The following is a 19,014-nucleotide window of genomic DNA, read 5'->3' as shown; positions in this document are numbered from 1 at the left end:
GACGAGGAGAACAGCACAGATGAAGATCACCCACATCAACACCTGCGGACTACGCGGCGCCACCCCGGAGGGCGGCTGGTCGAACGAACTGCAACCCGACGACGTGGTGCACACCCTTGTCGCCGTCCACACCGACACGGGTCAGGTCGGCATCGGCAGTGCATTCACCTCCGAAGGCTTGGTCCGCGCAGCCATCGATCTTCTGCGTCCCCAGCTCGTCGGACAGAGTGCGCTCGAAGTGGAGCGACTCACCGAAACCCTGCACCAGAATGCGTTTTGGATGGGCAGGGGTGGAAGCTTGACGCACGCGACCAGCGCCATCGACATCGCACTGTGGGACCTGGCCGGCCAGGCACTCGGCCAGCCGGTCGGTCGGCTGCTCGGCGGCCGCTACCGTGAGCGCGTGCGTCCCTACGCCTCGGTGCTGATGGACGAAGCTCCGGTGATGTCCCAGAACCTGACCACACTCGTCGAGGAGGGCTTCACCGCCTTCAAGATCGGATGGTGGAAGTTCGGACGCGTCGACTTCGCAACCGACGAACGCACTGTCGCAGCGGCCCGGGAGGCAGTCGGCGACCGGCTGCTGGCCGTCGACGCCGGAGGATCGGAAGCGTTCTTCCCCGGCGGCCTGTCGTGGGCCAAGCGCACCGCCGATATGCTCGCCAGCTACGGGGTAGCTTGGTTCGAGGAAGCGTTGGCGCCTGATGATATCGACGGATTCGTCGCGCTGAGAACATATTCCCGCGTCCCCATCAGTGGCGGAGAGGTACTCACTCGGCGGCAGTCGTTTGCACCGTACCTGGAAGCCGGAGCCTTTGACATCGTGCAACCCGACTCCACCAAGGGCGGCGGCCTCAGCGAATCCCGCCGGATCGGTTGGGCCGCACAGGATCGCGGTATCCGATTGGTGCCGCACGGCTGGAACACCGCGGTGGGACTGGCCGCCGATCTGCAACTCGCATCAGCGCTGTCGGGGACCGACCTCGTCGAATACAAGACCGGAGCACCCTACATCGACGAACTGGTGACCGGTGGCTGGTCACTCGACAGCGAAGGATTGCTCACGGTGCCGTCCGCACCAGGCCTGGGCGTTACTCTCGACCCAGATGCCCTGCAGCGCTATGGAACCAACCCGACCTTCGCCGACGCCTCATGACAGCCGCCACAGTGGGTCACCCGATGTTGGATCATCCGATCATCCCGCTGGCGTCGTTGCGCACTGAAGCGCATATCGATGTTGTCGGCGACGGTCTGGTGGCCGCAGGGCTCCCGGTGGTCGAGGTGGCCCTGCGGGGCCCTTTCGGCCTGCGGGCGATCGAACGACTTGCGGCACGCGGAGATCTTCTGGTCGGTGCCGGGACGGTGCTCAGCGTCGCGCAAGCCGGCCAGGCGCTCGATGCCGGCGCCGAGTTCATCGTCGCACCGGAGCTCGACCGTGACCTGGTGCAGTACGTCGCCACCACGGGTCATCCGGTGGTGCCCGGCGTGCTCACCCCGACCGAGGTGGGGGCCGCAGCACGACTGGGCCTCACCCACCTCAAGCTTTTTCCCGCCGCGGCGGTGGACGCGCACGCGATGCTCAAAGCCTACTCAGAGGTGTATCCGGACGTGCGATTCATGCCATCGGCAGGGGTGAACAGGAACACGATGACCGAATTCTTGTCACAACCAACAGTTTTTGCCGTGAGCGGTAGTTGGATCACCGCCGCGGCCGAAGGTGGTCCTGCGGCCGTCGCTGCCGCTGCGCGCGACGCGATCGCAGCGTGTCGGGCAACGAGACCGCAATGACGACAGCTCGCCGGCTCGATACCGTCACCGTAGGTGAAAGCCTGGGACTGCTCACCTGTGACGATCCAGGACGTTTGCAGCACGCCGGGCGTATGCGTCTGGGGTTCGGCGGTGCGGAAAGCAACGTGGCCATCGGCATCGCCAGACTCGGTGGCGCTGCCGGCTGGATCGGCAGGATCGGTCCAGACGCAGTTGGGGCCATGATCATTCGTGAACTGCGCGCCGAGGCCGTGGACACCCATGCCGCGGTGGATCCACACGTCCCCACCGCGCTCATGCTCAAAGATCGTCCGTACCCGGGGACCAGCCGGGTCAGCTACTATCGCAGCGCTCAAGCCGGCAGCCGGCTACGTCCCGAAGACATTCCGGCCACTGTCATCGCCGGCGCAAAGATCCTTCACATCACCGGGATTTCAGCTGCGTTGGGTGCCGACCCTCGGGCCGCCGTCAACACTGCGATCGACCATGCCAAGTCGGCGGGAACGCTGGTGTCCTTCGACGTCAACCACCGAAGCTCACTGTGGACCGATGACGAGCTCGCCGCAGCGTGCTACCGCAAGCTGGCCGAGCGCGCCGACATCGTGTTCGCCGGCGATGACGAAGCCAGCTTGATCACCGGCCACGAGAGCACCCAGCGACAACTCGATGCGCTGCTCGAAATGGGGGCTCGACAGGCGATCGTGAAGCGAGGACACCGGGGAGCGGTGGCAGCGACACGAGACGGCGAACACGAGTCGCGACCGGCCATCCCGGTGCCGGTCATCGACACAGTCGGTGCGGGCGACGCGTTCGTGGCCGGCTGGTTGGCCGAGCTGGCGCGCGGTTGCTCCCTGCCCACGATCATCGAAACCGCCGTAGCGTGTGGAGCTCTGGCCTGTACCGGTCCGGGTGACTGGGAAGCCAACCCGACCCGCGAAGATCTGGCTCGGCTACGCCAGGGCGACGTAGATCCCGTCAGTCGCTGACGCGCGCGCTCTCCGTCCAGCTAAATCCGTTCCCCGGTCTGCGGATGGAACAAGTGCACGGCGCTGTCGGGAACCTTGCGCAGCTCAACGGTCTCGGCGAGGCGGGCCGGCGCCCGGGTGATGGACCGCGCCACCAGCTGCACCCCCGGCGCGGCATGGGTGTACAGGTAGGTTTCGCTGCCCAGGTCCTCCACCAGGTCCACCACGACGTCGATACCGCCGCTGGTGGACACCTCCAGATGCTCGGGACGGATACCGACGGTCACCTCGTCGAGTCCAGCCGACTTCAGTGCCGCGAGCTGGTCGCGCTCGAGCTCCAGCGTGGAGTCCTCACCGATCTTGACCCCGGTGCTCACGATCGGACCTGTCATCAGGTTCATCGCCGGCGAACCGATGAAGCCGGCGACAAACGCGTTGGCCGGCTTGTCGTAGAGGTCGGCCGGGGTGGCGAACTGCTGCAGCTTGCCGAATCGCAGCACCGCCACCCGGTCACCCATCGTCATGGCCTCCACCTGATCGTGGGTGACGTAGACGGTGGTGGTGCCCAGACGCCGCTGCAGGGCCGCGATCTGGGTGCGGGTCTGCACCCGCAGTTTGGCGTCGAGGTTGCTCAACGGCTCGTCCATGCAGAACACCTGCGGTTCCCGCACGATGGCCCGGCCCATCGCCACCCGCTGGCGCTGACCGCCGGAGAGCTTGGCAGGCTTGCGATCCAGGAACTCGGTGAGGTCGAGCACTTTGGCGGCGTCCTCGACCTTGCGGCGCCGTTCGTCGGCGGGAACGCCTCGGAGTTTGAGGGCGAAGCCCATGTTCTCGGCCACCGTCTTGTTCGGGTAGAGCGCGTAGTTCTGGAACACCATGGCGATGTCACGGTCCTTGGACGGCACCCCCTTCATGTTCTTGCCGCCGATCTCGATATCGCCTTCGTCGATCTCTTCGAGCCCGGCCAGCATCCGCAGCGCGGTGCTCTTACCGGATCCGGACGGGCCGACCAGGACGACAAATTCACCGTCGTTGATGTCGAGGTTGAGTGAGTCCACTGCAAGTTTGTCCGAACCCTCGTAGATGCAGGTGGCGTTTTTGTAAGCGATTGAGGCCATGGAAATTTTCCGTTCCTTTACTTGATTGCGCCGAAGGAGAGTCCGCGAACCAGCTTGTTCTGCGCAAACCAGCCGCAGAGGATCACGGGAAGTGCTGCCATGGTGGCGGCCGCAGACAACACAGCCCAGTACTGACCCTCACCGGCGATGAAGCCGACGAGATACACAGGCATGGTCGATGCGTTCACCGCGGTCAGGTTCACCGCGAAGAAGAACTCGTTCCACGCAAAGATCACGCAGATCAACGCGGTGGCCGCGATGCCGGGTGAGACCAGCGGCAGGATCACCTCACGGACCGAGCGCCACAGGCTGGCGCCGTCCAGGCTGGCGGCCTCGAGCAGTTCGGCGGGAACCTCCAGGAAGAACGACCGCATCATCCACACTGCGATCGGTAGGTTCATCGCGGTGTAGAGGATCACCAGCGCCCAGATATTGTCCAGCAGACCGATATTGGAGACGATCACATACAGCGGCAGGATCACCGCCACGATGGGCAGCATCTTGGTGCTCATGAAGAAGAACAACGCGTCCTGGGTCTTGCGGACCGGGCGCAGTGACAGCGCAAACGCCGCGGGAACACCGAGGAGCAGCACCAGGATCGTCGAGAGCCCGGTCGCGAACACCGAGTTCAGCATCGCCGGGCCGATGCCCTGGTTGAAGACCGCCCCGTACTGATCCAGCGTCGGGGTGAACAACAGCTTCGGTGGCGTGGTCGCCGCGTCCCCTTCCTGCTTGAACGATGTCAGGATCATCCAGAACACGGGGAAGAAGAACCCGAGGCCGACCAGCCAGGCGACCACACCCCACGGGCCGAGCTTTTGCGTTTTCTTTTTGGCGGCAACGGCCGAACCGGTCCTGGCAGTGTCGGTTTCGGCGTTGTCCACCACATTGGGAGCGGTCATCAGGCTGCCTCTTCCTTGCCGGAGAACGATTTGAAGATCAACCGAAGAGCGAAGTTCGCGATGATGATCGTGAAGAGCACCACCACCACGCCCATCGCCGCGGCCTGGCCCATGTCGAAGCCGAGGAACGCACGTTGGTAGATGTAGAACGGTAGGTTGGAGCTCGCGATACCCGGGCCACCTTGGGTCATCATGTAGATCGCATCGAAGGTGTTCACCAGATACACCGCACCGAGCACCACACCCAGTTCGATGAAGCGCCGCAGGTGCGGCAACGTCAACTCGCGGAACGCCTGAAACGCCGTGGCACCGTCGACGCCGCCGGCTTCGAGGATGTCCCGCGGCATCGACTGCAGACCGGCCAGGATCAGCAGCATCATGAACGGCGTCCACTGCCAGATCAATTCGACCATCACCATCGCCAACGGGAACTGCCCGATCCAGTCGACGGGCCCGATCCCCACCAGTGACAGCCCCCAGTTCAAGATGCCGTTGGTCGGGTCGAGAATGGTGGTCTTCCAGATCAGCGCCGCCGCAACAGGTGTCACCAGAAACGGGGTGATCAGCAGGGTCCGCACGATGCCGCGGCCCAGGAACGCCCGATCCAACAGCAGCGCGATCAGCAGGCCCAGGAACGCCGAGATGACGACCACCCCGACGATCAGGATGACGGTGTTCATGGCCACCGACCAGAACTGGCTGTCCTGGACCACCGCGATGTAGTTGTCCAGCCCGACGAACTGACGGGAGCCGGGCCGCACCAGGTTCCAGGACAGGGTGGAGTAGTACAGCGTGAACACGAACGGGATCTGGGTGACGACGATCATGAAGATCAACGCCGGGAGCAACGGTCCACGCCTGCGCCAGCCTTCGGCGCGACTCACGCCGACGTTCTGGCTCTCCCTGATCTTTCGTACGCGGGCCGCCTGATCGGTATCGGTGCCGGTATCAGTCATGAGAGTCATTGGTTCTCCTGATATGTCTTGCCGACCACCTCGGCGTAGGCCTGGGCCTGATCCATCGCATCGTCGACGGACTTCTGTCCGGCGATCGCCGCGCTGATCTGCTGGCTCACCCGGGTCCCGAGGTCCTGGAACTCGGGAATTCCGACAAACTGCACCCCGGTGTAGGGCACCGGTTCCACCGTCGGTTCATTCGGGCTGGCGTTCTCGATCGAACTAAGGGTCAGCGGCCCGTAGGACTGGGAGATCGCCTCGTATTCCGGCAGGTCGGTGTAGGTCGATGTCCGGCTGCCGGGTGGTACGCGAGCCCAGCCCAGCTCTTCCCCAACCAGTTTCATGTAGTCCTTGCTGGTCATCCACGAGATGAACTTCCAGGCCCCGTCGGGATTCTTGGCCCCCTTCGGGATGCCCAGCGCCCAGGTGTAGAGCCAGCCCGAGTCCGGCTTCTCCGCGACCGGCGCGGGCAGGTAGCCGATCTTGCCCTGCAGTTCCGGGTAGGAGTTCGGGTCCTCGAGTACCGACACCGCGGAAGTGGCGTCGTACCACATGGCCGTCTGCCCCTGGCCGAAGAGGTTGGCGCACTCCTGGAATCCGGTTGAGGCGGCGCCGAGTTCACCGGATTCCCGAAGGGTGTCTACGTAGAAGTTGACGGCCTCTTTGACTTCGGGGCTGTTGAGCTGGGCGTTCCAGTCCTCGTCGAACCAGCGACCACCGAAGGTGTTGATCACGGTGTTCAGCGGAGCCAGCACCTCACCCCAGCCGGGCTTGCCGCGCAGGCAGATCCCGGCCCGGTTGTCGGTCTTGAGTTGCTGGGCCCAGTCCCGCACTTCCTGCCAGGTGGGCTGGTAGTTGGGATCCTCGTTGACCTGGATGCCAGCCTGCTCGAAGAGATCCTTGCGGTACATCAGGAATGACGATTCGCCGTAGAACGGCACCGCGTACATGTCGCCCTCGTAGGACAGCGAATCCCGCAGCGAGGAGATGAAGTCGTCCTCGTCGTATCCGGGTGTCTTCTGGGCGTATTCGGAGAGGTTCGTCAGCCAGCCGTCCCTGGCCCACTGCGGGGTCTCGAAGTTGCTGATCATCACCACGTCGAACTCGCTGCCGCCCATGGCCGTTGACATGGTGATCTTGGCTCGCGCCTGGTTTTCCGACAGCGTGATGAATTTGAGCTTGGTTCCGGGATTTTCGGCTTCGAACCGCGATGACAGCTGTTGCGCGTCGGTCATCTGGGAGTTGGACACCAGAGCGATGGTCACCTCGTTGTCGGAGGCACCCAGGCTGCCCGCGCCCGCACAGCCGGTGACGAAGGTCAGTGCCAGCGCCGAGACACAGGCCGCCAGTCGGTGCAGCGCTCTTCGTTGTGCTTTCACTGGAATCTCTCCTTCTACTGACTGAGCAGCCAACGGGCACAATCGATATCGCAGACCAGGAAGCGCGCCAACCCGCCCCGCAACGCGCCGAGGGTGGCGCTGTGCTTGGTGGCGCCGCTGGATACCAGGATGGTGGCAGGGCAGGTCTTGATGTCTTCCAAGGCAACCGACACCGCTCGGCGCTGGAGCTCGCTGTCGACGGGGAGCCCCTCGGAGTCGAAGAAGCGGCCACCGATCTCACCGACGGCGCCGAGCGCGATCAGTTCGTCGAGCATGCCGGTGTCGAGGAAGCTGCCTTCGAACAGGGTCGTCGATGTCGAGACGGCGCCGATGCCGAAGATCATCACCTCGGCCTTGCGGCCGGCCTCGAGGGTGCGTGACATTCCCGAGTCGTTGCGGATGGAGTCGACGGTGGCGGGGTCGGCGTACAGCGGCGCAGGCAGCCGGTAGGTGTCGGCGCGCAACACCTCGGCGCAGCGGCTCAGGATGTACTCGGTTCCGGTTTGATAGTTACCTGCCGAGGGTCCAGCCATGGAGCCGTCGAGCTGGACCACCGCGCGACAGGTCGCCACCCCGGCGGGCAGTGCGTGCGCCACGGCGACGATCTCCGGACCCCAGGTGAATCCCAGCGTGTCCCCGGGCGCCAGCCGCCTCGACAGCAGTGCTGCCGCCGCGCGCCCGACGCTGGCGAACGCGTCGGCACGCCCCGGCGCTCCGACGTCGATGCCGTGCCCTGTGACGACGACCTCGATCAGCCCGAACCGCTCTTCAAGCGCCCGCTCTTCTTCGGCGTGGAGGTCATCACGCAGGTCGGCGGGTACGACGATCTCGATCCGCACCAGCCCGCGGGTTTTGGCGCGTGCCACCAGCCGGCCCGCGGTGGGTCGCGAGACGCCGAGCCGCTGCGCGATCTCAGCCTGGGTCAACCCGTCCAGGTAATACATGGTGGCCGCACGCAACGCCAACCGCAGATCCTCGGGTTTGACCCCGGATTCTGCGCCGCCGACCAGTGCCACGTGTGCCCGCCTTTCCATCATCCGTGAGCATTTGCTCATGGATGCGTGTAGATGCTCACCACGCTAACATAGAAAATGTGACGCACACAACAGTTCGCAGAGCCTCGAACCGCAGCGGTAACGTCAGGGGGGTGGTGCGCTCATGAAACTGAACAGTGCGAATCTGCCCAAGCTGGCGGTCGCCAAACCGACCTACGACCGTGACGGGATCGGAGTCGGCATCGTGCATTTTGGTGTCGGCGGATTCCACCGAGCACATCAGGCGTATTACATCGACCAGCTGCTGGAGCAGGGTCGCGCCCGGGAGTGGGGCATCTGCGGTGTCGGCGTCCTGCCGCAGGACCAAAAAATGCGCGACGCCCTGACCGCCCAAGATGGGCTGTACACGCTGATACTGGTCAATCCCGACGGCAGCCGCGACGTCCGGGTCATCGGTTCGATCGTCGACTATCGCTATGCCCCCGACGATCCCGAGGCCGTCATCGAACTGCTGGCCGCACCCAGCACCCGCATCGTGTCGCTCACCATCACCGAGGGCGGCTACCAAATCCGCGATGGTGACGACGGCGACCACCAGAACACCGTTTTTGGTCTCGTCACCGCCGCGCTGGCCCGGCGCCGGGATCGTGGCATCCCGTCGTTCACCATCGTGTCCTGCGACAACATCGAGGGCAACGGTCACGTCGCGCAGCAGGCCTTCACCGATTTTGCCGACCTCCACCACCCCGGCCTGACGGAGTGGATGACCCAGCACACCAAGTTCCCGAACTCGATGGTCGACAGGATCACTCCCGTGACCACCCCTGACGTCATCAGCACCCTGGCCGCCGAAGACGGTGTCGAAGACCAATGGCCCGTGGTGGCAGAGCCTTTCACGTCGTGGGCGCTGGAGGACAACTTTGTCGACGGCCGTCCCCCACTGGAGGACGTCGGTGTCCTGACAGTCGCCGACGTCACGCCCTATGAACTGATGAAGCTCCGCCTGCTCAATGCCAGCCATCAGGGCATCTGCTACTTCGGCCACCTCGCCGGCTACCGGCTGGTGCACGATGCGGCCGCAGATCCGCTGTTTGCCGAATTCCTCTTGGACTACATGGATTCCGAGGCCACCCCGACGCTGCAACCGGTTCCGGGTATCGACCTGCCCGCCTTCAAACGCACGGCCATCGAGCGGTTCGCCAATCCCGGTGTACGCGACACGATCGCCCGGCTGTGCGCCGACTCCTCCGACCGCATCCCGAAATGGCTGGTGCCGGTGATCCGCACCAACCTCGAAACCGGTGGGCCCGTCCGGTTGTCGGCGGCGATCGTTGCCAGCTGGGCGCGGTACGCCGAGGGGGTCGACGAACAAGGCCGGCCCATCGACGTCGTCGACCAACTGGCCGATCAGCTGATCCCACTCGCGCAGTCGCAGCTCCAGAACCCGCTGGCCTTCATCCAGAACACCGCCCTGTTCGGTGATCTCGCCCAGCATCCCCGGTTCGTCGAGGCCTACCTGTGGGCGCTCGATTCCCTGCATCGCGACGGGTCGCGGGCGACGCTGGAAGCTCTGCGCGGATGAGGGCACTTGTCATCGGTGAAGCCCTGATCGACATCATCGAAGGAGATACACGCGACGGCGTCGAAGAGCATGTCGGCGGTAGCCCGCTCAATGTGGCGGTCGGGTTGGCGCGGCTGGAGCGCGACGTCGACTTCCTCACCCACATCGGAGACGACAGCCGCGGCCGCCGGATCGCCGAATACGTGACCTCGGCCGGGGTCTCCCTGGTGGCCGGCAGCGTCAGCGCCGAGCACACCCCGGTGGCACGGGCCCGGCTCGACGCCGCCGGTGCGGCCACCTACACGTTTGACCTGTCGTGGCAGCTGACCGGCACGCCGGAGGTCGGGCCGCCACTGGTGGTGCACACCGGCTCCATCGCAACCGTGCTCGAACCCGGGTGCCGGGCGGTGTCGGCGCTGCTGGACACCTACCGGGTGTCGGCGACGGTGACTTTTGATCCCAACGTACGTACCGACCTGATCACCGATGACAACCTCGCCCGGGACCGGATCGAACGTCTGGTCGCCAAGAGCGATGTGGTCAAGGCCAGCGATGAGGACCTGCGCTGGCTGGCCCCCGGCGTCGAACCCGAGGAAGTGGCCCGCCGGTGGCTGGCGGCGGGCCCGGCGCTCGTCGCGGTCACCCGGGGTGGCGACGGCGCCTTTGCCGTCGCACAGTCCGGTGCGGTGTCGCTGCCCGCCCGCGCGGTCGAGGTGGTCGACACCGTGGGCGCCGGCGACTCGTTCATGACGGGGCTGTTGGACTCGCTGTGGACGCTGGGCTTACTCGGCGCCGACAACCGGCCGGCGCTGCGTGCCATCACCGCTGACCAGCTGCAGTCGGTGTTGGGCGCGGCCGTGCTCAATTCGGCCCTGACCGTCGCCAAGGCCGGTGCCCAGCTCCCCGATCGGGCAACGCTGGACGCCGCTACGTAACCGCCGTCTCTCATCGAACTTGCACTCCGGGCGCCCAGACCGCGGTTTTTCCGCCCAGAGTTCAGGTTCGCGGCGTTTGGCGGAGGCCAACCTGGGCCATACTGGCCTATGCGGTCCATCTGGAAGGGTTCGATTGCCTTCGGCTTGGTGAACGTCCCCGTCAAGGTCTACAGCGCCACCGAGGACCATGACATCAAGTTCCATCAGGTACACGCCAAGGACAACGGGCGCATCCGGTACAAGCGGGTGTGCGAGGTGTGCGGTGAAGTTGTCGAGTACCGCGACATCGGTCGGGCGTTCGAGTCCGACGATGGCCAGACCGTGGTGATCACCGATGAGGACATCGCCACGTTGCCCGAGGAACGCAGCCGCGAGATCGAGGTGCTGGAGTTCGTGCCGGCCAGCCAGATAGACCCGATCATGTACGACAAGAGCTACTTCTTGGAGCCGGATTCCAAGTCGTCGAAGTCGTATGTGCTGCTGGCCAAGACATTGATGGACACCGACCGGCTGGCGATCGTGCACTTCGCCCTGCGTAACAAGACCCGACTGGCCGCCCTGCGGGTGATGGACATCAACAAGCGCGACGTGATGACCATTCACACGCTGCTGTGGCCCGACGAGATCCGCGATCCCGACTTCCCGGTGCTCGATCAGAAGGTCGAGATCAAGCCCGCCGAACTGAAAATGGCCGGGCAGGTGGTCGAATCGATGGCCGACGACTTCAACCCCGACCGGTTCCACGACGACTACCAGGAGCAGCTGCGGGAGCTCGTCGAGGCCAAGCTCGAAGGCGGTGAGGCGTTCACCGCCGAGGAGCAGCCGAAGGAACTCGACGACACCGAAGATGTCTCGGATCTGCTGGCCAAGTTGGAGGCCAGCGTGAAGAAGCGCCGGGCCGAATCGTCGGGCGGGGACGCCGAGTCCGCAAAGAAAGCCCCGGCCAAAAAAGCTCCCGCGAAGAAGGCCGCCAAGAAAGCTCCGGCGAAGAAGGCGAGCCGGTGACCGGGAGCTAGTGTCCCAGGGTGTTGACCGCCAAGCGGAACACCGGTGGCAGGGCGACCGCACCGGGCACGATGGCCTGCTTGCCGAATCGGCTCGCCGTGGCCAGGACCAGACCACGGGTCAGGAGCCGGTAGCGCCGGGTGATCCGATGCCAGTCCTTCTCGTAGTCCTGCGGCCGGTTCGCAGCGATCGCGGCAACAGCAGCTCCGGCCTGTTTCACCGCCAGGCTCATCCCCTCGCCGGTGAGCGCGTCCTCGTAGCCGGCAGCGTCACCGACCAACAGCACCCGGCCCGCGACTCGTCGTGAAACCACTTGTCGCAGTGGCCCGCAGCCCCGCTCGCCGCCGTGCGTGACGCCCTCGAGCCGCTCTGCCAGCCACGGGAACCAATTCAGGTCGGCGCGCCCGGTACTCAAGATGGCCACTCCCACGAGGTCGGGTTCCACCGGCGTCACGTAAGCCTCACCGTATGGGGACCAGTGCACTTCGACGCAGTCCGACCACACCGGAATCCGGTAGTGCTTGCGCAGCCCCACCCGTCGGGGGCTGCCCACCGCCGCGCCGATTCCCACCGACCGGCGCACCACCGAGTGCAGCCCGTCGGCTCCCACCAGGTAGCGCGCCCGGATGCCGGCGGCGGTCACCCCGTCAGGGTCCTGGGCCACCGACGTCACCTTGGTCGCCACCCACGTGGTGTCCACCTCTTTGGCCCGGGTCGCCATGGCGGCATGCAGGGTGGTGCGCCGAACACCGCGACCGACACCGTCACGGAAGTTGGCTTCGGCGCGCCGTTTTCCGTCCGAGTAGGCGATACCTCGAAACGGCATGCCCGCCGGATCGACTCCGAGTCGGGCCAGCTGCGCCAGCCCGCCGGGCATCAGCCCTTCGCCACACGCCTTGTCGATCGGGGTTTCCCGGGGTTCGATCACGATCACCGAAAGGCCAAGGGCCCGTGCGTGTAGCGCGGTTGCCAGGCCGCCGGGGCCGCCACCGACCACCAGCACATCAGCGTCGTAGCCGCTCATACCTTGCTCGGCGCGGTGTATCCCAACGCCTGGTTTTCCACCCGGATCCTCACACTGAGCAGCCACGCGTTGGCCACCGTGAAACAGATGGCGGTGATCCAGGCGGTGTGGATCAGTGGCAACGCAATGCCTTCGAGGACCACAACGAGGTAGTTGGGATGGTGCAGCCACTTGTACTTGTAGGGACCGGTGTTCACCAGTGGCGCGTCTGGCAGCACGATCACCAGGGTGTTCCACCGCTTACCGAGGGTGGTGATGCACCACCACCGCAGCACCTGGGTCAGCACGGCAACCACCAGCATCGACCATCCCAGCCAGGGAATGAACGGCCGGTCCAGCGCCCAGACCTCGACCACACATCCGATCAGCAGGCCGGCGTGGATGATCACCATGGCCGGGTAGTGCTTGCGCCCGTATTCCTTACCGCCGTGGGCGAAGGCCCATTTGGCGTTTCGCTTGGAGACGACGAGTTCGACGAGCCGTTCAACGGCGACGGCCAGGATCAACAGGTAGTACACGGCCCCCCTACCAGCGCAGCAAGACTAGTTCGGAGCAGAAGCCCGGCCCCATCGCGATCATCATGCCGTAGGTGCCTTCCGCCGGCGGCTCGGCCAAGTTGGCCCGCAGCACGTCCAGTACCGATGCCGAGGACAGATTTCCGTTGTTGCGCAATGACGTCCGGGTGTGAGCCAGCGCATCGGCGGGAAGTTCGAGAACGTTCTCGATCGCGTCGATCACCTTCGGGCCACCGGGGTGAGACACCCAGGTGCCGATGTCGGTGGTCTTGAGGCCGAACTCGGCGAGGAACAGCGTGACGTCCTCACCGAGGTATTTCTCGGCGACGTCGGGTACGTCGGCCGACAGTACGATCTTGAATCCCTGGGTGCCGATGTCCCAGCCCATCACGTTTTCGGTGTCCGGGTAGAGCCGGCTACGGGTGGCCAACACCTGGGGTCCGCCGGACTTGGAGGAAGTCCGGTTGGCACCGGTGGCCACCACAGCTGCGGCACCGTCGCCGAACAGACTGGAGGCCACCAGGTTCGCCATCGACATGTCATCGCGCTGCACGGTGAGCGAACACAGTTCTACAGCCAGCAGCACCGCCACCTGGTCGGGGAAGGCGCGCAGATAGTCGTGCATACGGGCGACACCGGCCGCGCCTGCGACGCATCCCAACCCGAACAGCGGGACGCGCTTCACGTCGGGCCGCAGTCCGACACGTCCGGCGAGGCGTGCTTCCAGGGTGGGCACCGCCAGACCGGTGACGGTCGTGGAGAAGATGATGTCGACATCGGCGGGTTGCAGGCCCGCCTTGTCCAGCGCAGACAGCAGCGCCCGCTCGCCGATCTCCAGCGCCACTTCGAGGTAGGCGGCGTTGGCTTCGGAGAAACCGGTCAACTGGGGATAGCGCGCCAGGGGCAGCGCCAGGTTCCGGTGCTCCACGCCGGCGGCGGCGGCGAATCGGTGGAACTCGGGGCCGGCGAAGTCCGCCAGCGCGGCGATCACATCTGCCTGGGAGTGGCGGTGTGGCGGAAACTCCACCGCCACCGCCGAAATCGCGGGCGTCTTGTCGTCGGTCATCAGCTCAGGCTAAGTCGTAGAACATTCATATGGTTGGTTACGTCCGCGGCTCACACTTGGTTCAATCGCACGTTGAAGTCGCCAGAGTCGGCAACTAGAACCTGTTCCAGAAACCTTCCGCAATGTGCCACAGAACAGCGTCGGGGGTTGTTACCGTGTGCCGCGATGATCCTCGACAGATTTCGCCTCACAGACCAGGTCGCCGTCGTCACCGGCGCGGGCCGCGGCCTCGGTGCAGCCATTGCCGTCGCATTCGCGCAGGCAGGAGCCGACGTGGTGATCGCCTCGCGCACGGAATCCGAACTGGAGGCGGTAGCCGACCAGATCCGAGACGCCGGCCGGCGAGCCCATGTTGTTGTCGGCGACTTGGCCCAACCCGAGACCACCGCCGGCTTGGCGAGCGTCGCCGTCGAGACCTTTGGCAAACTCGATGTGGTGGTGAACAACGTCGGCGGCACCATGCCGGGACCGTTGCTGAACACCCCGACACAAGCCTTCAAAAATGCCTTCGCCTTCAACGTGATGACGGCGCACGCGCTGACTTCGGCTGCGGTGCCACTGATGCTGGAGCACAGCGGCGGCGGCAATGTCATCAACATCACGTCGACCATGGGGCGGCTGGCCGGCCGCGGATTTGCCGCCTATGGTACTGCGAAAGCCGCACTGGCACACTACACTCGGCTTGCCGCACTGGATTTGGCGCCGCGGGTGCGCGTCAATGCCATCGCCCCCGGCTCCATCCTCACCTCGGCCCTGGACGTGGTCGCCGAGAACGAACAGTTGCGCACCCCGATGGAGAAGGCGACCCCGATGCGCAGGCTGGGCGACCCGGTCGATATCGCCGCCGCCGCGGTGTATCTGGCTTCCCCGGCGGCCAGCTACCTGACCGGAAAGACTCTCGAGGTCGACGGAGGCCTCACCTTCCCCAACCTGGATCTGCCCATCCCCGATCTGTAGAAGTCCGCTCCCGCAGTCCCCCCGTGGCCAGCCGTGCCGGACCGGCCGAGGCACTCGCGGACTGCCGATGCCCATCGTCGGTACCACTCGTCCATGCCATTCAGGGGTGGCAGCGACGGAGTGTTGCAGATGAAGCTTGCTGGACACACCGCTCATCGCTGGCAAAGGCCTGTAGGCTGCTTGCAGCCAATGAAAGGACTGTAATGAAGTCACCCTTGACCGTCGCCGCCATGCTCGCCGCCGCTGGTGCTGCGGGGGCCATCATGTCCGCACCGCTGGCGTCGGCCGATCCCAGCACGCAGCCCAGCTGCACCCAGGCGGGCAGCATCATCTCCGGTTCCAGCACGGTGTGCCAGAGCCCGGGCAACGCCCAGCTCACCACCTCTCCCGGCGAGCTCGGCATGACCCAGTTCGGAATGTGGCCCTGGGGTGGCGGCATCGGGGTTCTCTGACCTGCGCCTGACGTCATGATCGCGTCAACCAAGATTTTTACACTGCCGCTGACAGCCTTGGCGCTGGCAGCGGCAGTGCTGTTTTCACCGGCGGCCGCAGCGGCGCCGAAGTGCGGCAATGTCTCGTCGCAAACCACCCACTGCACCACTGCCGGGGGTAGTCACCAGATCGTGACGACGCCGCCGGCCATGGGCGCACCCACCTGGCCGGGCTTCACGTATCGGTACTGGGACTTCCCGAACTACGTCATCGAGTTTCCGTAGTTCCAAACTGTCGAACGTGCTGTTCGGAGCGTAAAATCGTGCCATCGATCGGAGCGATCATGAGCACGTCAAAAACACTTCTCATTCCGCCGCTGACAGCCCTGGCGCTGTCGGCGGCGGTCTGGCTTTCACCGCCCGCGTCGGCCATGCCGCAGTGCGTGTATGTGTCCCCGCAGACCACCCAGTGCCAAACCCGAGGCAGCGCCCAGATCACCACCTCGCCGCCGCCGGTGAGCTATGGCTGGCCTGGCTGGGGCTGGAACAACGGCTGGGGCTGGGGCTGGGGCGGCCCCGGATTTGTCATCGGATTCGGCTAGCCGCTGAACAAAGTTTCGTCTACCCTAACTTTCTGATTTGAGCACTTCAACAGAGAGCCAGGGCGTTGAGTCGTGCCACCACAGCACCAGTGAGGTCGGGGTTCCTCCTTCTTGGGCCGGCGTTTGTCGCCGCGATCGCCTACGTCGACCCCGGAAACGTCGCCGCCAACGTCAGCGCCGGCGCCCAGTTCGGCTTCCTGCTGGTGTGGGTGATCGTCATGGCGAACGTGATGGCGGGACTGGTGCAGTTCCTGTCCGCCAAGCTGGGCCTGGTCACCGGGCAGTCATTACCGGAAGCGGTGGCCGACCACACACGCCGGCGGACCCGATTGGCCTACTGGGTGCAGGCCGAATTGGTGGCCATGGCAACCGATCTCGCCGAAGTGGTCGGCGGCGCGATCGCCCTGTACCTGCTGTTCGACCTGCCGTTGCTGCTCGGCGGGATCATCACCGGCGCGGTATCGCTGTTGCTCCTGCTGGTACAGGACCGCCGCGGCCAGCGCATGTTCGAACGTGTCATCACCGGCCTGTTGCTGGTCATCGCGATCGGCTTCCTCACCAGCCTGGTGGTGCAGCCACCGGCCCCGGAACAGGTGATCTCCGGCCTGGTCCCGATGTTCGACGGCGCCGAGAGCGTGCTGCTGGCCACCGCCATGCTGGGCGCAACGGTGATGCCCCACGCGGTCTACCTGCACTCCGGCCTGGCCCGCGACCGTCACGGGCATCCCGCGGCGGGCGAACCTCGCCGGCGGCTGCTGCGCATCACCAAATGGGATGTTGCGCTGGCCATGTTGGTTGCCGGCGCGGTGAACCTGGCGATGCTCCTGGTCGCCGCCACCAACTTGCAGGGGCGGGAGAACACCGACTCGATCGAGGGCGCCTACGCGGCGGTACAGGACACCCTGGGCCCGACGGTCGCCCTGTTCTTCGCCATCGGGCTGTTGGCCTCCGGGCTGGCTTCCAGTTCGGTGGGCGCTTACGCCGGAGCGATGATCATGCAGGGTCTGCTCAAGGTGTCGGTTCCCATGCTCGCCCGCCGACTGGTGACGCTGATCCCGGCGCTGCTTGTCCTCGGGGTGGGGTTCGACCCGAGTCGCGCCCTGGTGTTGTCGCAGGTGGTGCTGTCATTCGGGCTCCCGTTTGCACTCATCCCTCTGGTGCGGCTGACCAGTGACCCGCAGGTGATGGGCGCCGACGTCAACAGCCGCCTGACCACCGCGCTCGGCTGGGCTGTCGCCGTGCTGATTAGTGTGCTGAATGTGGTGCTCATCTATCTGACAGTGACGGACTGAGTGTCGGTCCGTCACCTCTATTTCGCGTACGGGTCCAACCTGTGCGTGGAGCAGATGGCGCGCCGCTGCCCTGAAGCCGGATCGCCGCGCCCGGCCACCCTCGCCGACCACGACTGGCTGATCAACGAGCGTGGCGTCGCCACCGTCGAGCCGTTTGTCAGCTCCCGGGTGCACGGCGTCATCTGGGACGTCTCCGATCGGGATCTGGCCACCCTGGACAGCGCCGAGGGGGTCCCGGTGCGTTACCGGCGGGACCGGTTGACGTTGGATACCGACACCGGCCCCACCCAGGCGTGGGTCTACATCGACCATCGGGTCGAGCCGGGTGCCCCTCGACCCGGCTACCTGGAACGGGTCATCGACGGGGCCCTGCATCACGGCCTGCCCGAACGCTGGGTGGAGTTCCTCCGGCGCTGGGATCCAATCCATTGGCCCCGCAAACTCGGCCCGGCCGCACCCGAGGCACCGTCGACGCTGGCGGCGCTGCTGTCCGAGGCCGGTGTCCGCGAAACATCGACACTGCGCTCCGACTTCGGGTTCATGGCGATCCACGGCGGCGGCCTGGAGCGGATGACCGACGTGATCGCCCAACGTGCCGCCGACGCCGTCGGCGCGTCGGTGTATGTCGTGCAGCATCCCGACCATTACCCACATCACCTCGGGTCCGCGCGGTTCTCCCCCGCCGACTCGCCTCGGCTGCGCGCTTTCCTCGAGCACGTGGACACCGTCGTCTCGCTGCACGGTTACGGCCGGATCGGGCGCAGCACCCACCTGTTGGCGGGTGGCGGCAACCGGGCGTTGGCCGCTCATCTGGGTTCCCATGTCGAGGTCCCCGGCTACCAGCTGATCACCGATCTCAACGCCATCCCGCCCGAACTGCGAGGCCTGCACCCGGACAATCCGGCGAATCTGCCGCGCCGTGGTGGGGTGCAACTGGAGCTGCCCCCGCGGGTGCGCGGCATCAGCCCGCGTAGCGCGATGCCGGGTGACGACGGACTCTGTCCTGCGACATCGGCGTTGATCCAGGGGCTGATCGGGGCCGCCCGCTCCTGGTCCGGCTGAACAAACCGCCACCGCTCGTTCACATTCAATTCGCCACGCGGTCGACTATTTGGCGAAGTCACTCAAATCTTTTGCCCGCCAACTAGTGTGAGACCATTCAGCGCCAAGAAAGGTTGAATCGCGTTGCTCAGGAACTCACACACCCCGCCCATCGACAGTCGATCCTTGGATATCGCCAAGGGCGTTCTGGTCGCCCTGCGTGGCTGCAGCCCCGAGGAGGCGTTCGCCGAGCTGGCGGGTACCTCCAGGTCGCATGGCCTCGGCACGCTGTCATTGGCACGAGCCTTGGTGAATCATGCCGAGGGGTCGCCGCGCGTGGTCGCCGAGCCGGCCGCGGAGGTCGCCGCGCAGACCTGGGGCCATCTGATCGACGGGGCCCGCAGCGCCGCCAGCGTGTCCTGACCTGACTCAACGCCACTCAGGCGTCTCCACGAACGCACGTTCGAGGAGGCGCCTGAGTTTGCGTTGCGGGGGCACGT

General features: G+C 65.5%; 21 protein-coding genes. 13 read left to right on the top strand and 8 right to left on the bottom strand.

Annotated elements, in window-relative coordinates:
* Positions 1-19 precede the first annotated feature (19 nt).
* The 3 genes from WBB07_RS29740 to WBB07_RS29730 are packed head-to-tail and all read left to right on the top strand — an operon-like array spanning position 20 to position 2,753.
* Positions 20-1,156 carry a mandelate racemase/muconate lactonizing enzyme family protein gene (locus WBB07_RS29740; RefSeq protein WP_526313417.1) on the top strand — a complete coding sequence of 379 codons (1,137 nt, stop codon included), beginning with the start codon at positions 20-22 and terminating at the stop codon, positions 1,154-1,156.
* Positions 1,153-1,788: a bifunctional 4-hydroxy-2-oxoglutarate aldolase/2-dehydro-3-deoxy-phosphogluconate aldolase gene (locus WBB07_RS29735; RefSeq protein WP_526313415.1), complete on the top strand. Its 636-nt coding sequence runs from the start codon at positions 1,153-1,155 to the stop codon at positions 1,786-1,788. Before WBB07_RS29740 ends, WBB07_RS29735 begins: the two co-directional genes overlap by 4 nt.
* Positions 1,785-2,753: a sugar kinase gene (locus WBB07_RS29730; protein ID WP_526313414.1), complete on the top strand. Its 969-nt coding sequence runs from the start codon at positions 1,785-1,787 to the stop codon at positions 2,751-2,753. The genes WBB07_RS29735 and WBB07_RS29730 overlap by 4 nt, the downstream gene beginning before the upstream one ends.
* Positions 2,754-2,773: 20 nt before the next feature.
* Here the strand turns inward: WBB07_RS29730 and WBB07_RS29725 are convergent, their stop codons facing one another.
* The 5 genes from WBB07_RS29725 to WBB07_RS29705 are packed head-to-tail and all read right to left on the bottom strand — an operon-like array spanning position 2,774 to position 8,124.
* The gene (locus WBB07_RS29725) at positions 2,774-3,853 is read right to left on the bottom strand and encodes an ABC transporter ATP-binding protein (protein WP_526313412.1); all 1,080 of its coding nucleotides are present in this window, start codon (positions 3,851-3,853) and stop codon (positions 2,774-2,776) included.
* A 17-nt stretch (positions 3,854-3,870) separates the two neighbouring features.
* Positions 3,871-4,755, bottom strand: a complete 885-nt coding sequence (locus WBB07_RS29720) for a carbohydrate ABC transporter permease (RefSeq protein ID WP_526313410.1) — start codon at positions 4,753-4,755, stop codon at positions 3,871-3,873.
* Positions 4,755-5,711: a carbohydrate ABC transporter permease gene (locus WBB07_RS29715; RefSeq protein ID WP_526313468.1), complete on the bottom strand. Its 957-nt coding sequence runs from the start codon at positions 5,709-5,711 to the stop codon at positions 4,755-4,757. Before WBB07_RS29715 ends, WBB07_RS29720 begins: the two co-directional genes overlap by 1 nt.
* Before the next feature lie 5 nt (positions 5,712-5,716).
* Positions 5,717-7,090: an ABC transporter substrate-binding protein gene (locus WBB07_RS29710; protein ID WP_526313408.1), complete on the bottom strand. Its 1,374-nt coding sequence runs from the start codon at positions 7,088-7,090 to the stop codon at positions 5,717-5,719.
* A gap of 14 nt (positions 7,091-7,104) precedes the next feature.
* A complete protein-coding gene (locus WBB07_RS29705) occupies positions 7,105-8,124 on the bottom strand; it encodes a sugar-binding transcriptional regulator (RefSeq protein ID WP_526313466.1) in 1,020 nt (339 codons plus the stop codon).
* A gap of 124 nt (positions 8,125-8,248) precedes the next feature.
* Between WBB07_RS29705 and WBB07_RS29700 the strand changes: the two genes are divergently transcribed.
* The 3 genes from WBB07_RS29700 to ku all read left to right on the top strand — a co-directional run bounded on the left by WBB07_RS29700 (position 8,249) and on the right by ku (position 11,586).
* Complete coding sequence (locus WBB07_RS29700; RefSeq protein WP_526313406.1) at positions 8,249-9,667, top strand: mannitol dehydrogenase family protein; 1,419 nt, start codon at positions 8,249-8,251, stop codon at positions 9,665-9,667.
* A complete protein-coding gene (locus WBB07_RS29695) occupies positions 9,664-10,581 on the top strand; it encodes a carbohydrate kinase family protein (protein WP_526313404.1) in 918 nt (305 codons plus the stop codon). Before WBB07_RS29700 ends, WBB07_RS29695 begins: the two co-directional genes overlap by 4 nt.
* Before the next feature lie 108 nt (positions 10,582-10,689).
* Entirely contained in the window at positions 10,690-11,586 is an 897-nt protein-coding gene (gene ku / locus WBB07_RS29690; protein ID WP_526313402.1) for a non-homologous end joining protein Ku, read from the top strand.
* A 7-nt stretch (positions 11,587-11,593) separates the two neighbouring features.
* Here ku and WBB07_RS29685 read toward each other — a convergent pair whose 3' ends face one another.
* The 3 genes from WBB07_RS29685 to WBB07_RS29675 are packed head-to-tail and all read right to left on the bottom strand — an operon-like array spanning position 11,594 to position 14,191.
* Positions 11,594-12,610, bottom strand: a complete 1,017-nt coding sequence (locus tag WBB07_RS29685) for an NAD(P)/FAD-dependent oxidoreductase (RefSeq protein ID WP_526313400.1) — start codon at positions 12,608-12,610, stop codon at positions 11,594-11,596.
* The gene (locus WBB07_RS29680) at positions 12,607-13,128 is read right to left on the bottom strand and encodes an isoprenylcysteine carboxyl methyltransferase family protein (protein WP_526313398.1); all 522 of its coding nucleotides are present in this window, start codon (positions 13,126-13,128) and stop codon (positions 12,607-12,609) included. The genes WBB07_RS29685 and WBB07_RS29680 overlap by 4 nt, the downstream gene beginning before the upstream one ends.
* A 7-nt stretch (positions 13,129-13,135) precedes the next feature.
* Positions 13,136-14,191: a type III polyketide synthase gene (locus WBB07_RS29675; protein ID WP_526313397.1), complete on the bottom strand. Its 1,056-nt coding sequence runs from the start codon at positions 14,189-14,191 to the stop codon at positions 13,136-13,138.
* Positions 14,192-14,356: 165 nt separating this feature from the next.
* Here WBB07_RS29675 and WBB07_RS29670 point away from each other — a divergent pair, with 165 nt between their 5' ends.
* The 7 genes from WBB07_RS29670 (at position 14,357) to WBB07_RS29640 (ending at position 18,937) form a co-directional block, all read left to right on the top strand.
* The gene (locus tag WBB07_RS29670) at positions 14,357-15,148 is read left to right on the top strand and encodes an SDR family oxidoreductase (protein WP_526313395.1); all 792 of its coding nucleotides are present in this window, start codon (positions 14,357-14,359) and stop codon (positions 15,146-15,148) included.
* A 203-nt stretch (positions 15,149-15,351) separates the two neighbouring features.
* Complete coding sequence (locus WBB07_RS29665; RefSeq protein ID WP_526313393.1) at positions 15,352-15,600, top strand: hypothetical protein; 249 nt, start codon at positions 15,352-15,354, stop codon at positions 15,598-15,600.
* A 15-nt stretch (positions 15,601-15,615) separates the two neighbouring features.
* Positions 15,616-15,864 (top strand): hypothetical protein, encoded by a 249-nt coding sequence (locus tag WBB07_RS29660; protein ID WP_526313391.1) that lies wholly within the window; start codon positions 15,616-15,618, stop codon positions 15,862-15,864.
* Positions 15,865-15,923: 59 nt separating this feature from the next.
* Positions 15,924-16,181: a hypothetical protein gene (locus WBB07_RS29655; protein ID WP_526313389.1), complete on the top strand. Its 258-nt coding sequence runs from the start codon at positions 15,924-15,926 to the stop codon at positions 16,179-16,181.
* A 65-nt stretch (positions 16,182-16,246) separates the two neighbouring features.
* The gene (locus WBB07_RS29650; RefSeq protein ID WP_526313387.1) at positions 16,247-17,473 is read left to right on the top strand and encodes an Nramp family divalent metal transporter; all 1,227 of its coding nucleotides are present in this window, start codon (positions 16,247-16,249) and stop codon (positions 17,471-17,473) included.
* A 54-nt stretch (positions 17,474-17,527) separates the two neighbouring features.
* Complete coding sequence (locus WBB07_RS29645; RefSeq protein ID WP_526313464.1) at positions 17,528-18,535, top strand: poly-gamma-glutamate hydrolase family protein; 1,008 nt, start codon at positions 17,528-17,530, stop codon at positions 18,533-18,535.
* A gap of 123 nt (positions 18,536-18,658) precedes the next feature.
* Positions 18,659-18,937 (top strand): ANTAR domain-containing protein, encoded by a 279-nt coding sequence (locus tag WBB07_RS29640; RefSeq protein ID WP_526313385.1) that lies wholly within the window; start codon positions 18,659-18,661, stop codon positions 18,935-18,937.
* Positions 18,938-19,014: the final 77 nt, after the last annotated feature.

This window comes from Mycobacterium sp. (assembly GCF_049647605.1).
Taxonomy (GTDB): Bacteria; Actinomycetota; Actinomycetes; order Mycobacteriales; family Mycobacteriaceae; genus Mycobacterium.
Note: the sequence above shows the minus strand (reverse complement) of the source record. Positions and strands in the feature narration are given on the sequence as shown.